The organism is Stenotrophomonas sp. STEN038 (assembly GCF_056759895.1).
Genome location: NZ_JBRRDW010000016.1, coordinates 1 through 20,859, shown reverse-complemented (window position 1 = coordinate 20,859; position 20,859 = coordinate 1). Strand labels below are relative to the sequence as shown.

Sequence of the window (20,859 nt, the reverse complement as noted above, 5' to 3'; positions counted from 1 at the left end):
CCCCAGGACGCGGCCCCAGCCGCTCCCCTGCGTAATCTATACTCTGCGGCTACAAAAACCGCAATCGGGACTTCTGGATGCCACGTTTTCGTCGCTGGCTGCGTTGGCTGCTGGCCCTCTTTGTCGCCTTCTCCCTGGTTGGCGCAATCGCCATCGGCTCGCTCTATTACGTTGTCTCGTCCAAGCTTCCGGACGTGCAGGCGCTGCGCAATGTTGAGTTGCAGGAGCCGATGTATGTCTATGATAACGAAGGGAAATTGATGGCGGTGTTCGGCGAGACCCGCCGTTACCCGGTACAGATGAAGGACGTCCCGGAGCGCCTGAAGCAGGCTTTCCTGGCCACCGAGGATGCCCGGTTCTACCAACACGACGGCATCGACTACAAGGGCATTGCCCGCGCCGTATGGCTGATCGCGCGCACCGGCTCCAAGGACGGTGTACCCGGCGGATCGACGATTACCCAGCAGGTTGCGCGGCAATTCTTCCTCAGCAGTGAGGTCAGCTACACCCGCAAGTTCGCCGAAATCCTGCTCGCCCGCAAAATCGAAAGCGAGCTGAGCAAGGACGAGATCTTCGAGCTGTACCTCAACAAGAGCTTTTTCGGCAACCGCGCCTATGGCATCGGTGCCGCCGCCGAGTACTACTACGGCAAGAAGCTGGGCGAGCTCGACCTGGACGAAATGGCCTCGCTGGCCGGCATCCCCAAGTTCCCCTCCAGCGGCAACCCACTGAGCAACCCCGAGCGCGCCCGCCAACGTCGCGACAACTATGTGCTGCAGCGCATGGCCGACCTGGGCTATGTCAGCCAGGCCGAGGCCGATGCGGCCAAGGCCGTGGCCATGCATGCCAGTCCGCATGAGCCGCCGGTGCAGGTCTATGCGCCCTACGTGGCCGAACTGGTGCGTCAGGAAATGATCGCCAAATACGGCAGCGACGTGCTCAACAAGGGCTACCACGTCACCACCACCATCAATGGCCAGCTGCAGGACGCCGCAAACACTGCGGTGCGCGACGGCCTGATCACTTACGACCATCGTCATGGCTGGCACGGCGTGGAGCAGCACTTCGACGTTGCCGCCGATGCCGACAACACCGCACTGGCCCGGCATATCGCCAGCGTGCCAACGCAGGCGGGCATGCAGGCGGCCGTGGTCTCGGCACTCAACGCCGATGGCGGCGTCACCGTGGTGCTGGCCGACCGCAGCGAGCTGGTGCTGCCGGTGGCCTCCAGCCGCTGGACCAACCGCAGCCCGGCCAAGCTGGTCACCCGCGGCGACATGATCCGCGTGCGCGCCGGTGCGAAGGAAGGCGAATGGCTGATCGACCAGATTCCGCGCGGACAGAGCGCGCTGGTCTCGGTGGATGCCGAGAGCGGCGCATTGCGCGCCTTGGTCGGTGGCTTCAGCTTTGCTGGCAACAAGTTCAACCGTGCCACCCAGGCCCGCCGCCAGCCCGGCTCCAGCTTCAAGCCGTTCATCTATGCGGCCGCCTTCGACAAGGGCTTCAACCCGGCCTCGATCGTGCTGGATGCGCCAGTGGTGTTCCGCGACCGCCGCGGCAAGACCTGGCAGCCACAGAACGATGGTGGCGGTTTCCGCGGCCCGATGCGTCTGCGCGAAGCCTTGGTGCAATCGCGCAACCTGGTCTCGGTACGCCTGCTCGACAGCATGGGCGTAGATTACGCGCGCAAATACATCAGCGAGTTCGGCTTCCAGGAGGCCGAGCTGCCGCCGAACCTGTCGATGTCTCTCGGCACAGCCTCGCTGACCCCGTTGTCGGTCGCCCGCGGTTACGCCGTGTTCGCCAATGGCGGTTCACGCGTGGACACTTGGGTCGTGGACGAGATCAAGGATCGCGATGGCAACGTGATCTTCAAGGAAAACCCGGCGATGGCCTGCCGTGGCTGTGGTGGCACCTCCACTGCGGGCGCGGCACCGGTCAGCCAGGTGGTAGACGGTTTCAACTTCGGCGCCGAGGCTGCACCTGCTCCGGTCGCCGCCAAGCCGGCCGAGGCCAAGCCTGAGACCCTTGAGCCGGCGAAGCCCGTCAACCCGAACGCCCGCACCGCACCGCGCGCCATCGACGAACGTACCGCTTACCAGCTGGTATCGATGATGCGTGATGTGGTCCAGCGCGGCACCGGCACCGCCGCCAAGGTTCTTGGCCGCGAAGATGTGGGCGGCAAAACCGGCTCCACCAATGATCACCGCGACGCCTGGTTCTCCGGCTTCGGCGGCCCGCTGGCAACCACCGTATGGGTCGGGCGCGACGACTTCCGCTCGCTGGGCTACCGCGAGTACGGCGGCAAGGCGGCGCTGCCGATCTGGATCGACTACATGCGTGTCGCGTTGAAGGATGCTCCCATCGCCAAGAACGACCCGCCCTCGGGCATGGTCCAGGCGACGCTGAATGGTGCTGTTGAGTGGGTCAAAACCGAAGACCTGGACCGCGTGCAGGACTTCGACTTCGGCCAGCAAAGTCACACCACCGACGACGCTGCCTTCGATATCTTCTGATTCAGCCAACAGGCGGCGGGACGCACGCCCCGCCGCCTGCCTACAATCGGGCCAGCAACCACGAGGCTGGAACCCGATGCCGTCATCGCCACCGCAATCACCTCCCCGCAACAGCCGCGAACGACAGCTGATCGCGCAGGAGGCGGCCCGGCTGATCGCCGAAAGCGGCATCCATGATCTTGAGCACGCACGCCGCAAGGCCGCCAACAAGCTGGGGATTACGCTTGAAGCGCTGTGGCCACGGCTGGCCGAAATCGAGCAGGCGCTGCGCGAGCACCAGAATCTGTTCGCAGCTGCCAGCCAACCCGGTGCGCTCCGCCAACACCGCGAATCGGCACTGCAGGCCATGCAGTTTCTGCAGGCTTTCCAGCCGCGCCTGACCGGCGCGGTATTGAGCGGCCTTGCCGATGGCAACAGCCCGGTGATCCTGCATCTGCATTGCGACGATGCGGATGCTGTGCAGCGCTTCCTGCATGAGCAACGCATCCCGGCCGAAACACGGGCCTGGTCGTTGCGACTAGCCGGGCACTCGTCAAGGCAACACTACCCCGGCTGCGAGTTCGCCGCCGATGGCATCGCCTTCGAACTGGTGGTACTGCCCGAGGATGCATTGCGACAGCCACCGGTATCAGCGGATGACGGCAAGCCACTGCCACGCGCAACATTCGCGCAACTGAAGCAATTGCTGGCGCAAGAGCAGAGGTAGTGCCCCGCCCCGGGGGGGGGCCGCCGTCGCGGGGTAAGCCCCCGCCCGCGAGGGGGCGGGCCGCCCCGGGGGCCCGTTGGGGGGGGGGGGGCGGGCCCCGCCCGGGGGGCGCGCCCAGGCGGGTCGCGCTCGGCCGCCCCGCCGCCCCCCCCACTACGAGACACCCCTGTTTTTGCAGGAGTAATACACAAACAAAAAACCCCGCCGAAGCGGGGTTTTCATCGTGACGGAAGCGGCGCATTGCTGCGCCGTTGCCATTACTTGTAGTCGCGCACGTCGTGGCCGGTGTAGACCTGGCGCGGACGGCCGATCTTCATTTCCGGATCAACCTGCTGTTCCAGCCAATGCGATACCCAACCAGCGGTACGGCCCAGCGCGAACATGACGGTGAACATCTCGGTCGGGATGTTCAGTGCCTTGTAGATGATGCCGCTGTAGAAGTCGACGTTCGGGTACAGCTTGCGGGCAACGAAGTACTCGTCCTGCAGCGCAGCCTGTTCCAGCTTGATGGCAACGTCCAGCAACGGATCCTGCACACCAAGCTGACCCAGCACCTGCTTGGTCATCTCACCGATCACCTTGGCGCGGGGGTCGAAGTTCTTGTACACGCGGTGGCCGAAGCCCATCAGGCGGAAGCCCGAGGTCTTGTCCTTGGCCTTGACCACGGCGGACTCGACGTTGTCGGCCGAACCGATCTCTTCCAGCATCTTCAGCACGGCTTCGTTGGCGCCGCCGTGTGCCGGACCCCACAGCGCGGTGACGCCAGCGGCGACCGATGCATACGGGTTGGCGCCGGTGGAACCGACCAGACGCACGGTCGAGGTCGAGGCGTTCTGCTCGTGATCGGCATGCAGGATGAACAGCAGGTCCAGTGCCTTGACCACGTCCTTGTTCAGATCGTACTTGCCGTCAGCCGACTCGAAGGTCTGCTTCAGGAAGCGGCTGACGTAGTCCAGCGAGGTGTCCGGCTTGTTGGCCGGCAGGCCAGCGCCGTGACGGTAGATCAGTGCCGACAAGGTCGGAACCTTGGCGATCAGACGCACTGCTGCCTGGCGGCGCTGTTCGGCGTCGTCCAGATCCAGCGAAGCGTGGTACTTGGCCGACAGCTGCGCGATCGAGGCAGTCAGGATCGCCATCGGATGCGCGTCCTTGGCGAAGCTGCCGATCAAGGTGTTGATGGATTCATCAACGCCGGCTTCAGCGGTCAGTTCGGCTTCGAAAGCCTTCAGCTGGTCGGCGCTCGGACGATCGCCATTGATCAGCAGGTAGGCCACTTCGACGAAGCTGGACTTGGCAGCCAGCTGCTCGATCGGATAGCCGCGATACAACAGCACGCCATTGTCGCCATCGATGTAGGTGATGGCCGACTTGCAGCTGGCAGTGGCGGTGTAGCCCGAGTCGTAGGTGAAGAGACCGGTTTCCTTGGTCAGCTTCGAGATATCGACACAGTTATTGCCCAGGACGGGTTTGACGACAGGCAGAACGACCGACTTTTCGCCGGCGTTGAGCGTGACCTGATCAAGATCGGACACAGTGTGCGCTCCTCAAGTGGAAGGCGCCTGTCCTGACGTATAGGGGTGCGGGCAGGCGCGTGAAGGAATTCCGCAGTTTTCCACTGCGGTTCCGACGATTATCGCACAGCAGCATTTGCAGTTTGCGAAGACAAAAGTCTTATAGCCGGAGTTTCCGCGCGACACAGCGTCGCACTGGCACAACCGCCCGATTCCGCAAGGGTTCAGCCGTACGACACGCAAGACAAAACAACGGCCGCGCTGGGCGCGGCCGTTGTCTGTGCAGCAACAACAGTTCGATTAGCGCGCGTAGCGCTTCTGGAACTTGTCGATGCGGCCGCTGGTATCGATAACCTTGTGCTTGCCCGTGTAGAACGGGTGCGAAGCCGAGGAAATTTCAACCTTGACGAGCGGATACTCTTCGCCGTCTTCCCACTTGACCGTTTCCTTGGAGGACATGGTCGAACGGGTCAGGAACTTGAAATCAGAGGTCACGTCGTGGAAAACGACGTTGTGGTAATCAGGATGGATATCGGCCTTCATGGGCTCGCACCGTGTGGGCTGGTGGTCAAGACGGCCATTATAAGCACGCCTTGCCGTGACAGGCAAGTCGTGGCTACTGAACCACTTACACGGCCCTTACCGGCCCAGCAGCGCCCCGCGCACCTGGGCTTCAAAGCGGGCCTGATCGTAGCCGATCAACAGCGCCGTATTGTCAGCCACGCCGGTCTGGCGGTTCCAGTCGACGATGGTGGCGCCGCGGCTGCGGGTGCCGGTCAGCTCGATCGACAGCGGACGCTGTTCAACCACGTTGCCGCCCTCCGGCTGCAACGCCCAGGCCATTGCCAGCGCATCGGCGGCATACCAGCGCTCGCCACGGCTGTCTTCCGACCACAGCCGGGTCTGGCGCGAGATCAGCTCGTAGAAGCGCGCCTTGTCGGTATCTGCGGCTAGCCACTGCTCGACATCGCGATGCATCAGGCCATGGGCGATGGTGGCTTCCCAATCGGCGACTTCAATGAACGGGAACGAGGTGAACACGATATGCGCCGCTTCCGGATCGAAGGCGATATTGAATTCGGCGGCTGGGGTGATGTTGCCGTGGCCAGTGATCGCGCCGCCCATCACCACGAAGCGCTTCACGCGCTGCGGCAGGCTCGGATCCAGCTTCAGCGCCAGTGCAATATTGGTCAGCGGACCAAGCGCGACCAGCAGCAGTTCGCCAGCATATTGGTGCGACAAGCGCAGGATCGCCAATGCGGCGTGTTCGGCTTCCACCTTGCGGCTGGGCAGCGGCAGGTCCACGTCACCAAAACCGTCGCGGCCATGCACATGCGCGGCGTCCTCGGCCGGATACACCAGCGGATCGGCGGTACCCGCGAACACCGGCACGTCTTCACGGCCAGCCACTTCGCACAGCTTCAGCGCGTTGCGCACGGTGTATTCGAGGCCGACATTGCCCGCTGCCACTGTCAGCGCAACCACGTCATGGCGCTCATCGGCAAAGGCCATCAGCAGTGCCAGCGCATCGTCCACGCCCGGATCAGTATCAATCAGCAACGGTATCTTCTTGCTCATCTTCTGCTTCACTTCTGGTTGGCCATGGAGTCTGTCACGGCCTCCATGACAGTGGAAGCACGCAATCAGGCCGATGCGTAGCGCACCGCGCCACCAATCCAGCGGTTGACAATGCGATCAGCCAATTCCGGCGCGTCGCTGAGCAGGCGTTCGGCCAGATCGTGCACAGTCGGCAGCAGGCCGGCATCACGGGCCAGATCAGCCACGCGGAAGGCCGCCAGGCCGGTCTGGCGGGTACCCAGCAACTCGCCGGGACCGCGTAGTTCCAGGTCCTTCTCGGCAATCACGAAGCCATCGGAAGTAAGCCGCATGGTCTCAAGCCGCTCACGTGCCATTGCCGACAGCGGCGCCTGGTACATCAATACGCAGCTCGATGCGGTGGCACCGCGCCCCACCCGCCCGCGCAGCTGATGCAACTGGGCCAGACCAAGCCGCTCGGCATTCTCGATGATCATCAACGAGGCATTGGGCACATCGACGCCAACCTCGATCACGGTGGTGGCGACCAGCAGGTCGGTCTCGGCCTGCTTGAAGGCACGCATCGCTGCCTGCTTCTCGGCGGCCTTCATCCGGCCGTGAACCAGGCCGATGCGCAACTCAGGCAGCTGCGCCGACAGTGTCTCGAAGGTGGTCTGCGCGGCCTGCGCATCCATGCGTGCATTGCCGGGACCGGCGTCTTCTTCACTTTCCTCGATCAGCGTACAGACCCAGTACACCTGCCTGCCCTGCTGGCAGGCGATGCGGATGCGTTCGACCAGTTCCGGTCGGCGTTCGGCGCTGATGGCGATTGTCTGCACCGGCGTGCGGCCCGGTGGCAGTTCGTCGATGGCCGATACATCCAGATCCGAATACGCGGCCATCGCCAAGGTGCGCGGGATCGGCGTGGCGGTCATCACCAGCTGATGCGGCACCACCCCGGCAGTTGCGCCCTTGTCACGCAACGCAAGCCGCTGGTGCACGCCAAAACGGTGCTGCTCGTCGACGATGGCAAGTGCCAGATCATTGAACACCACGCTGTCCTGCATCAGCGCATGGGTGCCGACAACTACTTGTGCATGACCACTGGCAACGTCCTCAAGCACCTTGGTGCGGGCCTTGCCGGTGACCTTGCCGGCCAGCCAGGCCACGCGCACATCCAGCGGTTCCAGCCAGCTGCGCAGATTGGTCAGATGCTGCTCGGCCAGCAGCTCGGTTGGCGCGGCCAGCGCAACCTGTTTGCCGCGCTCCACCGCCAGCATCGCCGCCAAGGCGGCGACCACGGTCTTGCCCGAGCCGACGTCGCCCTGCACCAGCCGCAGCATCGGATGCGCGCGTGCAAGATCCTTGCGGATCTCGTCGAAGACACGCTGCTGCGCACCGGTCAGTTTGAACGGCAAGGATTCACGCAGTGCCTTGACCAGACCATCGCGGCCGCGCAGCGATGGCGCGCGATGCTGCTGCAGGGCGATACGCTGACGGCGCAGACTGAGGTGGTGGGCCAGCAATTCTTCCATTGCCAAGCGCCGCTGCGCCGGATGCGTTCCCGCACCCAACGCGCCAACATCGGCATCGGCCGGCGGCCGGTGCATGGTCAGCATCGCTTCGCGCAATGAAGGCAGACCCATGCCGGCAAGCAGGGCCGGCGGCAGCAATTCCAACGCCACGGCATCAGGCAGGCGATCCAGTGCCTGCCCGATCAGCTTGCGCAGGCTGGCCGGGCCAATGCCCTCCACCGCCGGGTACACCGGGTCCAGCACCGCGCCCAGCACGGCGTCTTCACCGTCACTGAGCACGTGATAGCTGGGATGCACGATCTCCAGCCCGTTCTGGCCCGCGCGTGGTGTGCCATAGGCGCGCAGACGACGGCCTACAGCGAACTGCGACACCTGCGCGGCACGAAAGTGGAAAAAGCGCAGCACCAGGGTGGCACCGGAGTCGTCGCTGATCGCCACCCGCAGCACCGGCCGGTAACGGAAGCCACGCTCCACTGCCTCCACCCTGCCCTCCACCTGCGCGGCCATGCCGGCCTTCAACGCGCGGATCGGCAGCAATGTGGTGCGGTCCTCGTAGCGCAGCGGCAGGTGCAGCCACAGGTCCTGCAAGGTGGTCAGGCCGCGCGCTTCCAGCTTGGCTGCCACCCGTGGCCCGACCCCGGCCAGGCGGCTCAGTGGTTCGGTGGAAAGATCGAGGGTGGCGAGGTCACGGCGTGCAGACATTGCATAAGGATGCCGTCATGCGCGGCAAACAGAAACCCCGGCGTGGTTGGACGCCGGGGTTTCCTACTCCCCAAGTGCTGATTTGTCACGGTGTTGTCGATTGGCGCCTTGTTACGGTGGCGGTACGTGTCGCGCAGGCCCTCACCCCCAACCCCTCTCCCGCAAGCGGGAGAGGGGAGCCCTTTGCGCAGGCGACTCTGCTAGAACTTCACGGTCATTTCCAGGCCGTAGGTGCGGGGGTCGGTGATGGTTGCGCCGACTACGCCGAGGGGATCGCGTCCGTAGGTGTTCAGGCCGCGCACGTATTGCTTGTCGAACACGTTGTTGGCGTACACCGCCCAGTTCCAGTGCTTCAGCGGCGAGGTCCAGCCGATGCGCACGTCGGTGCGCTGCTGTGATTCGCCGATGTTGAGCACCTTGCTGATGCCACAGTCACCCTGCAGGTCGGAACCTGCGTTGCAGCGCTGCGCGCCACGGTAGGCGTGGCGCAGCGAGAAGCGCAGCTGACCGTTGCCACCCAGATCGGCCACATAGACCGCGCCAGCCGAGGCGGTGAAGCGCGGCTCGCCGGTCGGTGCACCGTCAAGATCCACACCTTCCGGTGTCACGTAATTCTTGTACTTGGAATCTATCCATTCGGCCGCCGCATCCAGGGTCAGACCATCGGTGACCTTCCAGCGCATGTCGAAGTCCACACCGGTGGCCTGCAGGTCGCTGGTGTCGAATACGTAGACGGGGATGTCGACCGGGTTGTTCGGATCTGGGTCGATCAAGCGGATCGCCTGGCGGTTGTCGTACTGGTAGTGGAAGACGGAGACGTTGTAGGAGAAGCGATCGAAGCTCTGCTTCAGGCCGACTTCGAGGTTCCACACATCCTCGTTCTCGAACGCGGGACCGATCTGCAGCGCGTTGAAGCCACCGGCCTTGTAGCCCTTGGCCAGCGAGCCGAACACCATGGTGTCGTCGTTGAGGTGGTAGTCGACGACGAAGCGCGGACTCCAGTCGCTCCAGCTCTTCTTGTCGCGCACCAGCTTGCCCTTGTTGACCATGGCCGGCGGGTCGATGAAGGCCATGTCGAAGGTCAGCAGCTCGCGGGTGATCGGGATGCCCATGCCTGCCAGCGCCTGGAAGAAGCCCAGCGCCTCCAGCGTGCCGAGCTTGGCTTCGAGGCCGGGCGCGTTGCGCGGCGTGTTGAGCCAGGTGAAGTCCTTTTCGTCGCGGGTGTACCGCAGGCCGAAGGTCAGGTTGAGGCGATCGGTGGCCTTCCAGATCACATCACCGAAGGCGGCGTACGAGGTGGTGTCCAGCGTGTTGCTGAAGCGCTCGTTCCATTTCTCGCCCACCAGCGAAATCGGAATGCCGTTCATCTGCGCCAGCATCGAGGTGAAGTTGAACAGGCTGCCATCGGGAATGCCCAGCTGATAGGCCACGCCCATGTTGCGGATGATGTTATCCACCGCCTCGGTATTGGTGTTGACCTCGCTGGTCTGGCGCGCGTCCTCGTTGAAGTAACTGGCACCAGCCACCCAATCGAAGCGTTCATTGCTGCCGGAGAACTTGAACTCCTGGTAGAAGGTCTCGTTGTTCTCGGTATTCTTCGAGTCCACATACAGGTCGAAGCGGTTGGTGCCGTCTTCCTCGGTGTGGTTGGTGGAGTCGTATTTGCGCCAGGAGCTGGTGGAAGTGAAATTGCCCCAGGACAGCGCGTGGTCGACGATCAGGCTGACGCCGTCGAAGGTGCGCCATTCCGCATTGTCGGCATCGCTGTAGGTCTTGATCTTGCGCGGGTCCAGATAGTCGTCCGGGTCCACCGGTACCGGCGGCCGCGCAGGATAGGCGGGCAACGGCACGATGCCGGTGGTGACGCGGCCGTTCTGGTCCAGGCTTTCGTGGTCCCAGGTGATGTAGGCGGTGGTGTTGTCACCGAAGCGGCTCTGCCAGGCCGCGCGGGTGGCCCAGACGTTCTCGCCGCCCAGGTCCTTGCCGGTGGCACCGTCCTGGAACCAACCGTCACTGGTGTTGATCAGTGCATTGAAGCGAAATGCCGAGTTGTCACCGGTCGGGATGTTCCACATCGCATCGGCGTATTTCTTGCCGTAGTTGCCTACGCGCACGGTGGCACGTGCCTCGGTTTGTGCCTGCGGGCGCCGCGTCACCAGCGAGATCGCGCCGGCAGCGGTGTTGCGGCCGAACAAGGTGCCCTGCGGCCCCTTCAGCACTTCGATACGTTCCACATCGACGAACGGCAGCAGCACGCCGCCGCCACGTCCACCGTAGACACCATCAACGAAGATGCCTACCGCCGGATCGGTGCCGATGCCGAAGTCGTCGGTCTCCACCCCGCGCAACCGGAACGATGGCTGGGTCGGCTGCACCGCGCTGATCACCAGTCCCGGCACCAGCGAGTCGATGTCGCCAAGATTCTCGGCGGCCACGTCGTTGAGCAGGTTCTGATCGACCACCTGCAGTGCGATTGGAACGTCCTGTATTTCCTGCTGCCGGCTCTGCGCGGTGACGGTGATGCGATCAAGCGTGGTGGCAGCATCCTCCGTCGCCGACTGTGCCATTGCCGGGGCAACCGCCCCCACTACCATCAGCCCGGCCATGGCCCGCTGCAATCCGACTACCAGATTCCGTTGCTTCACTCGCATCGCGTTCTCTCCCACGCAGTGAGGTGTATGCCGGCGTCAGACCGCCGGCGGGCCCGTGTTGCCGGGCTGGCCTTCACCAGCCGTGTCGCAGTTTGTTTCCAGTGCGTTGATCCATTCCCGGATCAAGGTCACGCCTTCGCCGTGTACCACCGCCCGCCCGACTTCGGGCATCATCACCGCCGGGTCATCACTGTCCATGCGGTAAGCGATGATCGAGGCATCCGCATCACCCGGCTGGATGTCATAGCGGCGGTTGCCGGTGCCCTTGCCGGCGGCGATCGGCTGCTTGCACATGCCCAGCTTCAGATGGTCCTGGGTCGGTGCGTCCAGCCACAGGCCGGAGGTGATGGCGGGGCCTGTGCGGCTGTGGCAGTGACCGCAGTTCACGTCCAGATAGGCTCGTGCACGCGCATCCAACGGCGCTGCCAGATCAGTGGCGTCAGCCGCGCGTGGCAGCTGCGCCGATGCTGGCAGGTCTTTCAGATAGCCCAGTTTGGCCAGATGCGCGAGTTGGTTGTCGCGACCACTTAGGTAGTCAAAATCGCGATTGAGGTTGCGTGCTTTGGGGCCAATCGGCACCAACTTTCGCGAGCGGTTGTCGGTGATATGGCAGCCACCGCACTGGTTCTGGTCCGGCACCTGATAGGCAAACGCTTCGCGCGAGCCATCAGCGGCGACCAGTTCCAGATCAACACTGGCGCCCGCACGCTGCAAGGTCGCTTCGGTCTGCTGCTGGTTCCACACATAGGGCAGCGCAACCCAGCCTTCCTTGCGGTGGACCAGCAACCGGGTTTCGATCAGGTGAACCTTGGACAGGTCCAGGCTCTCCTCGTGCAATGAAGATTGCGACGGTGGCGTACGTGCCACCGACTTGCCATCGGCTGCACCGGTCGCCGGCAGCGGGTAGTAGAAGGTCTTGCTGAGAATGGTGCCGACCGGGAAGTCGAACGCATGTTCGGGCTGGTAGCCTGCGGCCTGCCCCTTCGGCATCCACACCGTGCGCAGCTTGTGCGCGTAATCGCTGAACAGCGGCGTGTTCAGGTCATACGGCACCACGCCCTCATTGAGCGACAGTTTGCCATCGCGGATGCGCAGCACATGCCACTCATCCAGCGTCGCCGGCTGACCCTGCTCGAAGAAATGCACTGCAGCTGGTTTGCCGCAGGCAACCAGCATCAGCACAGCGCCGACCAACACAATCACCCGCACCATCAGATCGCGCATGCTCAGGCCTCAACCACGCTTCAAGTCGATGGCCGGCAAGCGCGGCAGATCGCACTCGAACGGCTTGGCATCCTTGCTCGGATTCTTGTAACCGCCAGGACCATCGGCATTGACCACACCGCTGATGTTGCGCAGGCAGATCTGCGGACCGACCTTGACCCCGTCCACCATCCGCTCCTTGTTGTAATAGCCATCCCAGAGCACATCGGGGAAGTTGCCGGTCAAACCGTACATCGCAATCTTCAGCGCCTTCAGATCCAGCCCGTCGGGCGAATCACCACCACCGGACAAGGTGTTGTTGTGGATGTAGATGCGCTCCGGGTACGGATCGAAGTTGGGCGAGGCGCTGCTGTCCTTGTAGCCGGTGGAATACACGCTGGAGACGATGATGTTGGTGGTGGCGTTGTCGCGCACCTCGTTGTCGAATACCTCGATGTCATCGTTGGAATTGATGACGATGCCCGAGCCGGCCGGCACGCTGGCCACAGGCGTGCCCTTGGCGCCGAAGTTCTCGTGGTTGTTGGCGATCACCTTGTTGTTGAACACCCGGATATTGCCGCCCTGCTGCGACAGGCCCGGCATGTTGAACACCAGGATGCCGCCGGTGTTGCCGGTGGCGACGTTGTCGTAGACGTCGGCGTTGCGGGTGTTCTCGACCTCGATGCCAGCCACGTTCTGCTCGGCACGGCTGTTGCGCACGATCACCCCATCGGACTGGCCGACGTAGATGCCGGCATCGGAGGCACCGATGGAAATGGTGTTCTCTATCAGCACGTTCTTGGTCAGCACCGGGTAGATGCCATAGGCGCCGTTCTTGGTGCTGGGACCGCCAGTCCATTGGACTTTTACGCCACGGATGGTGATGTTCTCCGACTCGCTGATCTTCAGCCCGTCGCCCTTGGAGTCCTCGATGGTGAGGTTCTCGATAGTGAAGTTGTCGCCATTGACCAGCAGCCCCTCGGCGCCGGCCCTCTGCCCCTTGAAGCTGAGCACAGTCTGGTCCATGCCTGCGCCGCGGATGGTCACCCCGTCGGCACGCAGGCTCAGGCTGCGCTCGAACTGGTGGCGGCCGGCCGGGATATCGATCACATCGCCGGGCTTGGCATCGAGCAGACGTTCCTGCAGCGTGGCCGCGAATGCCCCGTCGGCCGCAGCCACGCTTGGTGCCTGTTCGGCCTGCTTCTGGCAGCCGACGACCATGACGGCCAAGGTGGCGGAAACCGCCCAGGTAATGCTGCGCTGCATGACTCGCTCCCATACGGTGGCAGATGTTGGGCGCAGTCTGGCCTTCAGGCAGTGTTCACGCGAAGGGCAAGAACGGCATACTTGGGGGGGCAAAGCGGACAAGCTGGAGGGGCTTGAATGCATCGCAGGATCGGCGGCGGCGACCGCCTGAGCATCGCCAACGTTCCAACCAACATGCTCTGTGGCCTGTTGCTGCTGGCCGAGCAACGCGGCGTCAGCAGCGACAACTGGTTCAACGGGCTGCAATTGAGCGCCGCGCAGCTCAACGATCCCAGTGCCCGCATTTCCTACCGGCAGGCAATCGAAGTGATACGCCGCGCCCTGCCCACCTTCCCCATCGACGGGGTCGGCCTGGCCATGGGTGGCAACCAGAACGGCGGCAACTTCGGCCTGCTTGGATTGGCGATGAAGACCGCACGCACGTTTGGCGACGCGGTGCGGATCGGGCTGGATTACCAGCGCAATCTCGGCCCGTTGATGAGCCTGGCCCTGGAAGACGCTGGCAGCGACAGCCTGGCCATCGTCGCTAGCGCGCCGGATGAAGCCAATGATCTGCTGCAGTTTCTCTGCGAGGAGATGTTCTCCAGCATCGTGATGCTGGGCCGCGAACTGGCAGGCAATGCGTTCAGCCCGCTGCGGCTGGAGCTGGGCTACCCGGCGCCGGCCTGCATCGACCAGTACCAGGCCTTGTTCCGCTGTGAGCTGCGCTTCAACCAGCCACGTCACGCCCTGCTACTGGAACAGCGCTGGATGCAGCTGCCGTTTGCCAGCTACAACCCAGTGACGTCGCAGCAGGCCTTGTCGATGTGCCACGCGCAACTGGCAACGCTGGCCTCGCGCGGTGAAACCACCGCCGCAGTCGAGCGTCAGCTGCGGCCACGGCTGCGTGACAACCCGCAGATGAGCGAGATCGCGCTGGCCCTGCACCTGAGCGAACGCACCCTGCGCCGGCAATTGGCCGACGAGGAAACCAGCTTCAGCGAGGTCCACGACCGCGTGCGCACCGAGCGCGCACTGGAACTGCTGCAGGACCCGGAACTCGCGGTTGCCGCTATCGGCAACCAACTGGGCTTCAATGATGCGCGCGAGTTCCGCCGCGCCTTCAAACGCTGGACCGGGCAGACCCCGAGCGGAACCCGCTTGCCGCCAAACTAAAACGCAGATGCCCGGTTTCCCGGGCATCTGCTTCACCGGCGAATCCGCGTGACGGATCAGTCGATGATCATGATCGCGTCGACTTCGAACGCTGCGCCCTTCGGCAGGCCCGACACTTCGATGGTCGAACGGGCCGGGAACGGGGCCTGGAAATATTCCTGCATCACTGCATTGACCTTGGCGAACTCGCCCAGATCGGTCAGGTACAGGCCAAGACGCACCATCTTGTCCAGCGAGCCACCGGCTTCCTCGGCCACGGCCTTGAGGTTGTCGAAGGCACGACGGGCCTGCGCGGTGACGTCGCCAGCGACGATCTCGCCGGTCGCCGGGTCCAGCGGAATCTGGCCGGAGAAGTACACGGTGTTGCCGGCGCGCACGGCCTGCGAGTACGGGCCGATCGCAGCCGGGGCATTGGCGGTGTTGATGATCTGGCGGGACATGGACAACTCCAGTCTGGAAAAAGGTGGGCCATTGTAACGTCGCCACCTTGGCGGCTGCCTGACCGGGCTGGGCGGGCGTTGATCAAAATTTCACCAGAACCCCAAACGCCATGCAGCACAAGGCCTGCAAGGGCTTATCCACAGCTTGTCGGCATCACAGGGCACAGCCTGTGTGGATAGCCGGATGCAGGTAGAGCCGAGCCATGCTCGGCTGGGGCTTTCCAGGCAAAACTCAAAAAGAATTTGTGGGAGCGGCGTCAGCCGCGAAGCCACTGAGCCATCCGACTGGTAGACATGACGACTGATTCAATGCAGCCAGCTTCGGGGCTGAGGCCGCTCCCACAAGTGCCCCCGCTGTATCGGTGGAGCCCCTGCCGAGCATGGCTCGGCACTACAGTTGAGTCATCCACAGGTCGTGGACAAAATATCACCATGTTTTGCAGAGGCTTGCAGCGCAAGGGCTGCAGAGCTTTATCCACAGCTTGTCTATGCAGCAGGACACAGTCTGTGTGGATAGCAGAATACAGGTAGAGCCGTGCCATGCGCGGCCGGGGCTCTACCGAAGAACCAGCGGTTGGGTTTTGGGGGCGCGGCGGCAGCCGCGAAGCAGATGATCCATCCAGTTGGCCTGCATGCCTGCTCGATTCATTGGCACCAGCTTCGCGGCTGACGCCGCTCCCACAAGTGGCCGGCATTGCCGGTGGAGCCCCTGCCGAGCATGGCTCGGCACTACGCGGTTGCTTCGGCCTGCGCGGTTGGGTTGGGTGTTGGCTCGCCGATCCGGCGCAGGGTATTGCGGTCGGTATGCGCGAAGGGTTCGCTGCGGTCCGGAATGACCAGCATCGTTTCCTGCTCGTACGACCACGTGCCGTCGTCATTGATGGTGACTTCGATCTCGTAGCTTTCGGTACGGAACGCATGTTCGAGAAACGGGTTCGAGCTGATGCCATTGGTCATCGAGCCACGCTCGGCGCGCAGGCGGAAGCGCTTCGCATCGGGCGCCGCCTTGCCAACCGCCATCGCGGTCTGCCCGCGCGGAATGGTCAGCGTCTGGATCACCGTGCCGGTCGCCGGTTCCCACAGCCAGTAGCCGACCTGATCGTGGAAAGTCTCCACTTCACCGGGCTTGTGGATGCGCGTGTGGTAACGCAGCCCGTAGAACAACTGCGGGCCGTTGGGCTGCGCATCGATCGGCTGCAGTTCAACGTGTTCGATAAAGGCCTGCCGCTCGGGGCCATCGGCCTTGGGATTGACGTCCATGCCGCGCTCGCCGATCCAGATGCCGGCCATCGGCGCCAGTGGCCCGAGGTTGGCCAGCGTATTGGTATCGGCGGTGGGTTCGGTATAGATGTCTTCCGGGAACGTCGTCATGGGGTACAGCCTTGTTGAGATCCCGGCCATGGTACGCAGAACACGCTACAGGCTCACCTCCACCTGTCCACAAGTGATGGACAAAATATCACCATGTTTTGCAGAGAACCGCAGCACAAGGGCTGCGCGCTGTTATCCACAACTTGTGTAGGTAGCAGGACACAGTCTGTGTGGATAGCGGAACACAGGTAGCGCCGAGCCATGCTCGGCTGGGGCTCTATCGAAAAGCCAGCTGTGGGGTTTTTGTAGGAGCGGCGTCAGCCGCGAAGCTGATGGTTCAACAGATTGCAGGCAGCCCGGCGATTTCTGCTGCGATGGCTTCGCCGCTGACGCCGCTCCCGCAGTGCCAAGGCTGTATCGGTAAAGCCCTTGCCGAGCATGGCTCGGCACTACATCGGCTTGCCCACAGCTCGTGGACAAAATATCACCATGTTTTGTAGAGCGCCGTGGCACAAGGGCTGCGAGGCCTTATCCACAGCTTGTGTATGCAGCAGGACACAGTCTGTGTGGATAGAGGAATGCAGGTAGAGCCGAGCCATGCTCGGCTGGGGCTCTATCGAAAAACCAGCGGTGGGTTTTGTGGGAGCGGCGTCAGCCGCGAAGCTGATGGTTCAACAGATTGCAGGCGGTCCCGCGATTTCTGCTGCGACGGCTTCGCGGCTGACGCCGCGCCTACAGTGGCCTGGTTGGTTCGGTAAGGCCCCGGCCGGGCATGGCTCGGGAAGCCCTTATTGGGGGCGGGCCGCCTGCCCTACCTGCCGGCGGCGCAGGCGACGCATTACTTCAGCCAGATGGTTGCGATCACGGACCTGGATGTTGAAGCACAGCACCGCTGCGTTGAAATCGCGGTCCAGGTAATCCACACGCTCGATGTTGGAATGACTATGGGCAATCGCGGCGGCCAGCTGCGCGAGCACGCCAGTGCCATTTTCAACCTCGACTACCAGCGCGGTGTCGTAGTCGCCAACCACGCTGGTATCCCAGCCAATTGGCACCCAGCGATCCGGCGTCTTGCGCAGCTCGGCCAGGTTCGGGCAATCCAGTCGATGCACGACGATGCCCTTGCCGGCAGTGTGGTAACCCATGATGTCGTCGCCCGGAATCGGCTGACAACAATTGGCAAAGCTGACCACGCCGCGTTCAGTACCGTTGATCAGGATCTTCTCCTGTGCACGGTGGCTGACGCCGCTGGCACGCAACTCGGCGTACGACATCAGCGCCTGCGCGGCCTGGGTAGGCATCCAGTTGCCCAGCGCCACATCGGCCAGGAAGGCCTCCAGGCGCGGGTAACGGTGTTCGTTGAGGAAGGCATCCAGCCGCCCCTTCGGCAGCCGCTCGATCGAGCTGTCCATCGCTTCCAGCGCGCGATCGAGCATGCTGTGGCCGAGCTGCACCGCGTCCTCGTGCTCCAGCTGCTTGAGCTGGTGACGGATCGCGGTACGCGCCTTGCTGCTGACCACGAATTCCAGCCACTGCGGCTTGGGCGAGGCCGAGCGCGCGGTGATGATCTCCACCGTCTGCCCACTGACCAGACGCGTGCGCAGCGGCACCAGCTTCTTGTCCACGCGCGAGGCGACCGCGCGGTTGCCCACGTCGGTGTGCACGGCATAAGCGAAATCCAGCGCGGTCGAGTTGCGCGGCAGCGCCAAAATCTTGCCCTTGGGCGTGAACAGGTAGACCTCGTCCGGGAACAGGTCGACCTTGACGTTGTCGAGGAATTCCAGCGACGAACCGGCAGTGCGCTGCGAATCGATCAGTTCCACGATCCAGGCATGCGCCCTGCTCTGCGCGCTGTTGGGGCCATCGCCACCGAACTTGTAGGTCCAGTGCGCGGCCACACCGCGCTCGGCGATCAGGTCCATTTCCTCGGTGCGGATTTGTACCTCGATCGGCGAGCCGTACGGCCCGAACAGCACCGTGTGCAGCGACTGGTAACCGTTGGCCTTGGGAATGGCGATGAAATCGCGGAAGCGCCCGTCCAGCGGTTTGAACGCGGCATGCACGCCGCCCAGTGCGTGGTAGCAGTTGGGTACGTTGCGCATCACCAGGCGGAAGCCGAAGACATCCATGACCTGGTCGAAGCTTTTGTTCTCCTCGCGCATCTTGGTGTAGATGCTCCAGGGCGTTTTGATGCGGCTGATCAGGCGATGCTCCAGCCCTTCACGCGCCAGGCGCTGCGACAGCTGTACTTCCACCTGTGCCATCGACTCGCGGCGCACCACCGGCTGGCTGCGGATGTGTTTCTCGATGATGGCGTGACGCCACGGATACAGCGCGCGGAAGCCGAGGTTCTGCAGCTCGGACTTGATCAGGTTCATGCCCAGGCGCTGGGCGATGGGCGCGTAGATATCCAGCGTTTCGGTGGCAATGCGGCGCCGCGCTTCGGCACTCTGCGCGCCGAGGGTGCGCATGTTGTGCAGGCGGTCGGCCAGCTTGATCATGATCACGCGCAGGTCGCGCGACATCGCCAGCAGCATCTTGCGGAAGCTCTCCGCCGCCGCTTCCTGGCGGTCGCGGAACTTCAGCTTGTCCAGCTTGGTGACGCCCTCGACCAGGTCGGCCACGGCCTGGCCGAACTCGCCGGCCAGCTCCTCGCCGGTGAGCGGGGTGTCTTCGATGGTGTCGTGCAGGATCGCCGCGATCAGGGTTTCAACATCCAGGCCGAGCTCGGCCAGGATGCGCGCCACCGCCACCGGATGGGTGATATAGGGCTCGCCGGATTTGCGGGTCTGGCCGGCGTGCGCGGCCGCCCCGACTTCCCAGGCACGACGCAGCAGCGGCAGCTGCTCGGTGGGGAGATAGCTGGCTGCGCGTTCGAGTTGCAGTACGTAATCAGGTACCACCCCGCCCGCGGGCGTGGCTACCTGGGCGGAAGGGCCTGGGTTCATGTCAGAAGACTATGCCAGCGGACGTTCCACGGCAATTCCTACAACGCAAACAGCCCGCTTTTGGCGGGCTGTTTGCAGACAACATCAATCGATGCCAGAGAGGCGATCAATCGTCGTTCTTGGACATGTCTTCGTCGGCGACCACTTCAGCGGCGGCCCACTCCAGTGCTTCACGCTCGATACGCTCGCGCTCGGACTTCTCGACTTCCTCGATCAGCTCGTTGTCGATGCGACGGGCAGCGATTTCGCGCAGCGCCAACACGGTCGGCTTGTCCTCGCTCTCGCTGTTGTCGATCGTCGCCTGGACACCATTGGCCAGCTGACGAGCGCGCTTGGACGCCATCATGACCAGCTCAAAACGGTTGTTAACGACTTCCAGGCAATCTTCTACGGTAATGCGGGCCATGCGGGCTCCCGGCGACCTGCAACGGCCGCTCGATCGAATGAGGGAAAGGGGACGGATTGTAGGGGCAGACCGGTCCTGGAATCAAGTCAAGGCCTGAACAGCCCCTTGCGGATCAACCACTTGCTCAGTTTTCTGGGGCCAGCAGCGAGGCGATCAGCTCACCGTGGCGTCGCTGCTGGGGTTCGCAGCGCAGCCGGCTGGCGGCGAAGATCGAGCACATTTCGCCAACGGCGGTGTCGAAATCCTCGTTGATGATGACGTAGTCGAACTCGTCGTAATGCAGCATTTCCTCACGCGCGGCGGCCAGGCGCTGGGCCATGACCGCCTCGCTGTCCTGGCCACGCTTGCGCATGCGCTCGTCCAGCGCCTGCCGCGACGGCGGCAGGATGAAGACGCTGACCGCGCCCGGCACCTTCTCACGTACCTGTCGCGCGCCCTGCCAGTCGATCTCCAGCAGCACGTCCTTGCCGGCCGCCAGCTGCGGCTCCACCGACTGCCGGGCTGTGCCCTTCCAGTCACCATGCACCAGCGCATGCTCGAAGAAATCACCGGCGGCGATCATCTGCTCGAACTCGGCGGCGGGGACGAAGTGGTAGTGCTTGCCGTTCACTTCGCCCGGGCGCATGGCCCGCGAGGTGAAGGAGATCGACAGCGAAATGTGCGGGTCACGCGCCAAAGTGGCGTTGACGATGCTGCTTTTGCCGGCCCCGGACGGGGCAGCGACGATATAGAGGGTGCCACGCATGCGGTGGGCCAACGTCGGAATGGCCCGGCATTGTACCGGCGTGGGCCGGTCTGTGCAGGATCGAGGGTGAAGGCCGTCAAGAGTCCTGTGGGAGCAGCGTCACCTGTAGTGGGGGGGGGGGGGGGGGGGGGGGGGGGGGGGGGGGGGGGGGGCGGGGGGGGGGCGCGGGCGGCGGCGGGGGGCCACCCGCCCCCGCCGGGGGGCGGGGGGGGGGGGGGGGGGGGGGGG

The 20,859-nt window shown here is 63.8% G+C and carries 15 protein-coding genes; 3 read left to right on the top strand and 12 right to left on the bottom strand.

Going from position 1 to position 20,859, the window contains the following annotated elements:
- Positions 1–77: 77 nt before the first annotated feature.
- Positions 78–2,516, top strand: coding sequence for a penicillin-binding protein 1A (locus tag ACVOLS_RS08660; protein ID WP_481545295.1), 2,439 nt, complete (start codon positions 78–80; stop codon positions 2,514–2,516).
- 76 nt (positions 2,517–2,592) lie between these two features.
- Positions 2,593–3,222: a hypothetical protein gene (locus tag ACVOLS_RS08655; RefSeq protein ID WP_481545294.1), complete on the top strand. Its 630-nt coding sequence runs from the start codon at positions 2,593–2,595 to the stop codon at positions 3,220–3,222.
- Between the two features lie 257 nt (positions 3,223–3,479).
- Here the strand turns inward: ACVOLS_RS08655 and ACVOLS_RS08650 are convergent, their stop codons facing one another.
- From ACVOLS_RS08650 to ACVOLS_RS08620, 7 genes are all read right to left on the bottom strand, one after another.
- Positions 3,480–4,754, bottom strand: a complete 1,275-nt coding sequence (locus ACVOLS_RS08650) for a citrate synthase (protein ID WP_481537781.1) — start codon at positions 4,752–4,754, stop codon at positions 3,480–3,482.
- A 279-nt stretch (positions 4,755–5,033) separates the two neighbouring features.
- Positions 5,034–5,276 carry a type B 50S ribosomal protein L31 gene (locus ACVOLS_RS08645; RefSeq protein WP_054657059.1) on the bottom strand — a complete coding sequence of 81 codons (243 nt, stop codon included), beginning with the start codon at positions 5,274–5,276 and terminating at the stop codon, positions 5,034–5,036.
- Between the two features lie 96 nt (positions 5,277–5,372).
- The gene (locus tag ACVOLS_RS08640; RefSeq protein WP_481545293.1) at positions 5,373–6,311 is read right to left on the bottom strand and encodes a nucleoside hydrolase; all 939 of its coding nucleotides are present in this window, start codon (positions 6,309–6,311) and stop codon (positions 5,373–5,375) included.
- A gap of 65 nt (positions 6,312–6,376) precedes the next feature.
- A complete protein-coding gene (gene recG / locus ACVOLS_RS08635) occupies positions 6,377–8,506 on the bottom strand; it encodes an ATP-dependent DNA helicase RecG (RefSeq protein WP_481545292.1) in 2,130 nt (709 codons plus the stop codon).
- 200 nt (positions 8,507–8,706) lie between these two features.
- A complete protein-coding gene (locus tag ACVOLS_RS08630; RefSeq protein WP_481545291.1) occupies positions 8,707–11,112 on the bottom strand; it encodes a TonB-dependent receptor in 2,406 nt (801 codons plus the stop codon).
- An 81-nt stretch (positions 11,113–11,193) separates the two neighbouring features.
- The gene (locus ACVOLS_RS08625; protein WP_481545290.1) at positions 11,194–12,381 is read right to left on the bottom strand and encodes an SO2930 family diheme c-type cytochrome; all 1,188 of its coding nucleotides are present in this window, start codon (positions 12,379–12,381) and stop codon (positions 11,194–11,196) included.
- Positions 12,382–12,390: 9 nt separating this feature from the next.
- Complete coding sequence (locus tag ACVOLS_RS08620; protein ID WP_481545289.1) at positions 12,391–13,626, bottom strand: parallel beta-helix domain-containing protein; 1,236 nt, start codon at positions 13,624–13,626, stop codon at positions 12,391–12,393.
- A gap of 117 nt (positions 13,627–13,743) precedes the next feature.
- Between ACVOLS_RS08620 and ACVOLS_RS08615 the strand changes: the two genes are divergently transcribed.
- Positions 13,744–14,781, top strand: a complete 1,038-nt coding sequence (locus ACVOLS_RS08615) for an AraC family transcriptional regulator (protein WP_481545288.1) — start codon at positions 13,744–13,746, stop codon at positions 14,779–14,781.
- Between the two features lie 56 nt (positions 14,782–14,837).
- Here the strand turns inward: ACVOLS_RS08615 and ACVOLS_RS08610 are convergent, their stop codons facing one another.
- The 5 genes from ACVOLS_RS08610 to gmk all read right to left on the bottom strand — a co-directional run bounded on the left by ACVOLS_RS08610 (position 14,838) and on the right by gmk (position 20,631).
- Positions 14,838–15,221 carry a RidA family protein gene (locus ACVOLS_RS08610; protein WP_057629049.1) on the bottom strand — a complete coding sequence of 128 codons (384 nt, stop codon included), beginning with the start codon at positions 15,219–15,221 and terminating at the stop codon, positions 14,838–14,840.
- 729 nt (positions 15,222–15,950) lie between these two features.
- Positions 15,951–16,592, bottom strand: coding sequence for an FABP family protein (locus tag ACVOLS_RS08605; protein WP_481545287.1), 642 nt, complete (start codon positions 16,590–16,592; stop codon positions 15,951–15,953).
- A 728-nt stretch (positions 16,593–17,320) separates the two neighbouring features.
- Positions 17,321–19,480 (bottom strand): RelA/SpoT family protein, encoded by a 2,160-nt coding sequence (locus ACVOLS_RS08600; RefSeq protein ID WP_481545286.1) that lies wholly within the window; start codon positions 19,478–19,480, stop codon positions 17,321–17,323.
- Positions 19,481–19,586: 106 nt separating this feature from the next.
- Entirely contained in the window at positions 19,587–19,886 is a 300-nt protein-coding gene (rpoZ, locus tag ACVOLS_RS08595; protein ID WP_282271463.1) for a DNA-directed RNA polymerase subunit omega, read from the bottom strand.
- Positions 19,887–20,010: 124 nt separating this feature from the next.
- Positions 20,011–20,631, bottom strand: coding sequence for a guanylate kinase (gene gmk, locus ACVOLS_RS08590; protein ID WP_296250265.1), 621 nt, complete (start codon positions 20,629–20,631; stop codon positions 20,011–20,013).
- Positions 20,632–20,859: the final 228 nt, after the last annotated feature.

What these genes read in the sequence shown, in the direction of transcription:
- gmk (WP_296250265.1), bottom strand. Translation starts at nt 20,631, where the DNA reads ATGCGTGGCACCCTCTATATCGTCGCTGCCCCGTCCGGGGCCGGCAAA.
- rpoZ (WP_282271463.1), bottom strand. Translation starts at nt 19,886, where the DNA reads ATGGCCCGCATTACCGTAGAAGATTGCCTGGAAGTCGTTAACAACCGT.
- ACVOLS_RS08640 (WP_481545293.1), bottom strand. Translation starts at nt 6,311, where the DNA reads ATGAGCAAGAAGATACCGTTGCTGATTGATACTGATCCGGGCGTGGAC.
- ACVOLS_RS08660 (WP_481545295.1), top strand. Translation starts at nt 78, where the DNA reads ATGCCACGTTTTCGTCGCTGGCTGCGTTGGCTGCTGGCCCTCTTTGTC.
- ACVOLS_RS08655 (WP_481545294.1), top strand. Translation starts at nt 2,593, where the DNA reads ATGCCGTCATCGCCACCGCAATCACCTCCCCGCAACAGCCGCGAACGA.
- ACVOLS_RS08625 (WP_481545290.1), bottom strand. Translation starts at nt 12,381, where the DNA reads ATGCGCGATCTGATGGTGCGGGTGATTGTGTTGGTCGGCGCTGTGCTG.
- ACVOLS_RS08620 (WP_481545289.1), bottom strand. Translation starts at nt 13,626, where the DNA reads ATGCAGCGCAGCATTACCTGGGCGGTTTCCGCCACCTTGGCCGTCATG.
- recG (WP_481545292.1), bottom strand. Translation starts at nt 8,506, where the DNA reads ATGTCTGCACGCCGTGACCTCGCCACCCTCGATCTTTCCACCGAACCA.
- ACVOLS_RS08630 (WP_481545291.1), bottom strand. Translation starts at nt 11,112, where the DNA reads ATGGCCGGGCTGATGGTAGTGGGGGCGGTTGCCCCGGCAATGGCACAG.
- ACVOLS_RS08605 (WP_481545287.1), bottom strand. Translation starts at nt 16,592, where the DNA reads ATGACGACGTTCCCGGAAGACATCTATACCGAACCCACCGCCGATACC.
- ACVOLS_RS08600 (WP_481545286.1), bottom strand. Translation starts at nt 19,480, where the DNA reads ATGAACCCAGGCCCTTCCGCCCAGGTAGCCACGCCCGCGGGCGGGGTG.
- ACVOLS_RS08645 (WP_054657059.1), bottom strand. Translation starts at nt 5,276, where the DNA reads ATGAAGGCCGATATCCATCCTGATTACCACAACGTCGTTTTCCACGAC.
- ACVOLS_RS08610 (WP_057629049.1), bottom strand. Translation starts at nt 15,221, where the DNA reads ATGTCCCGCCAGATCATCAACACCGCCAATGCCCCGGCTGCGATCGGC.
- ACVOLS_RS08615 (WP_481545288.1), top strand. Translation starts at nt 13,744, where the DNA reads ATGCATCGCAGGATCGGCGGCGGCGACCGCCTGAGCATCGCCAACGTT.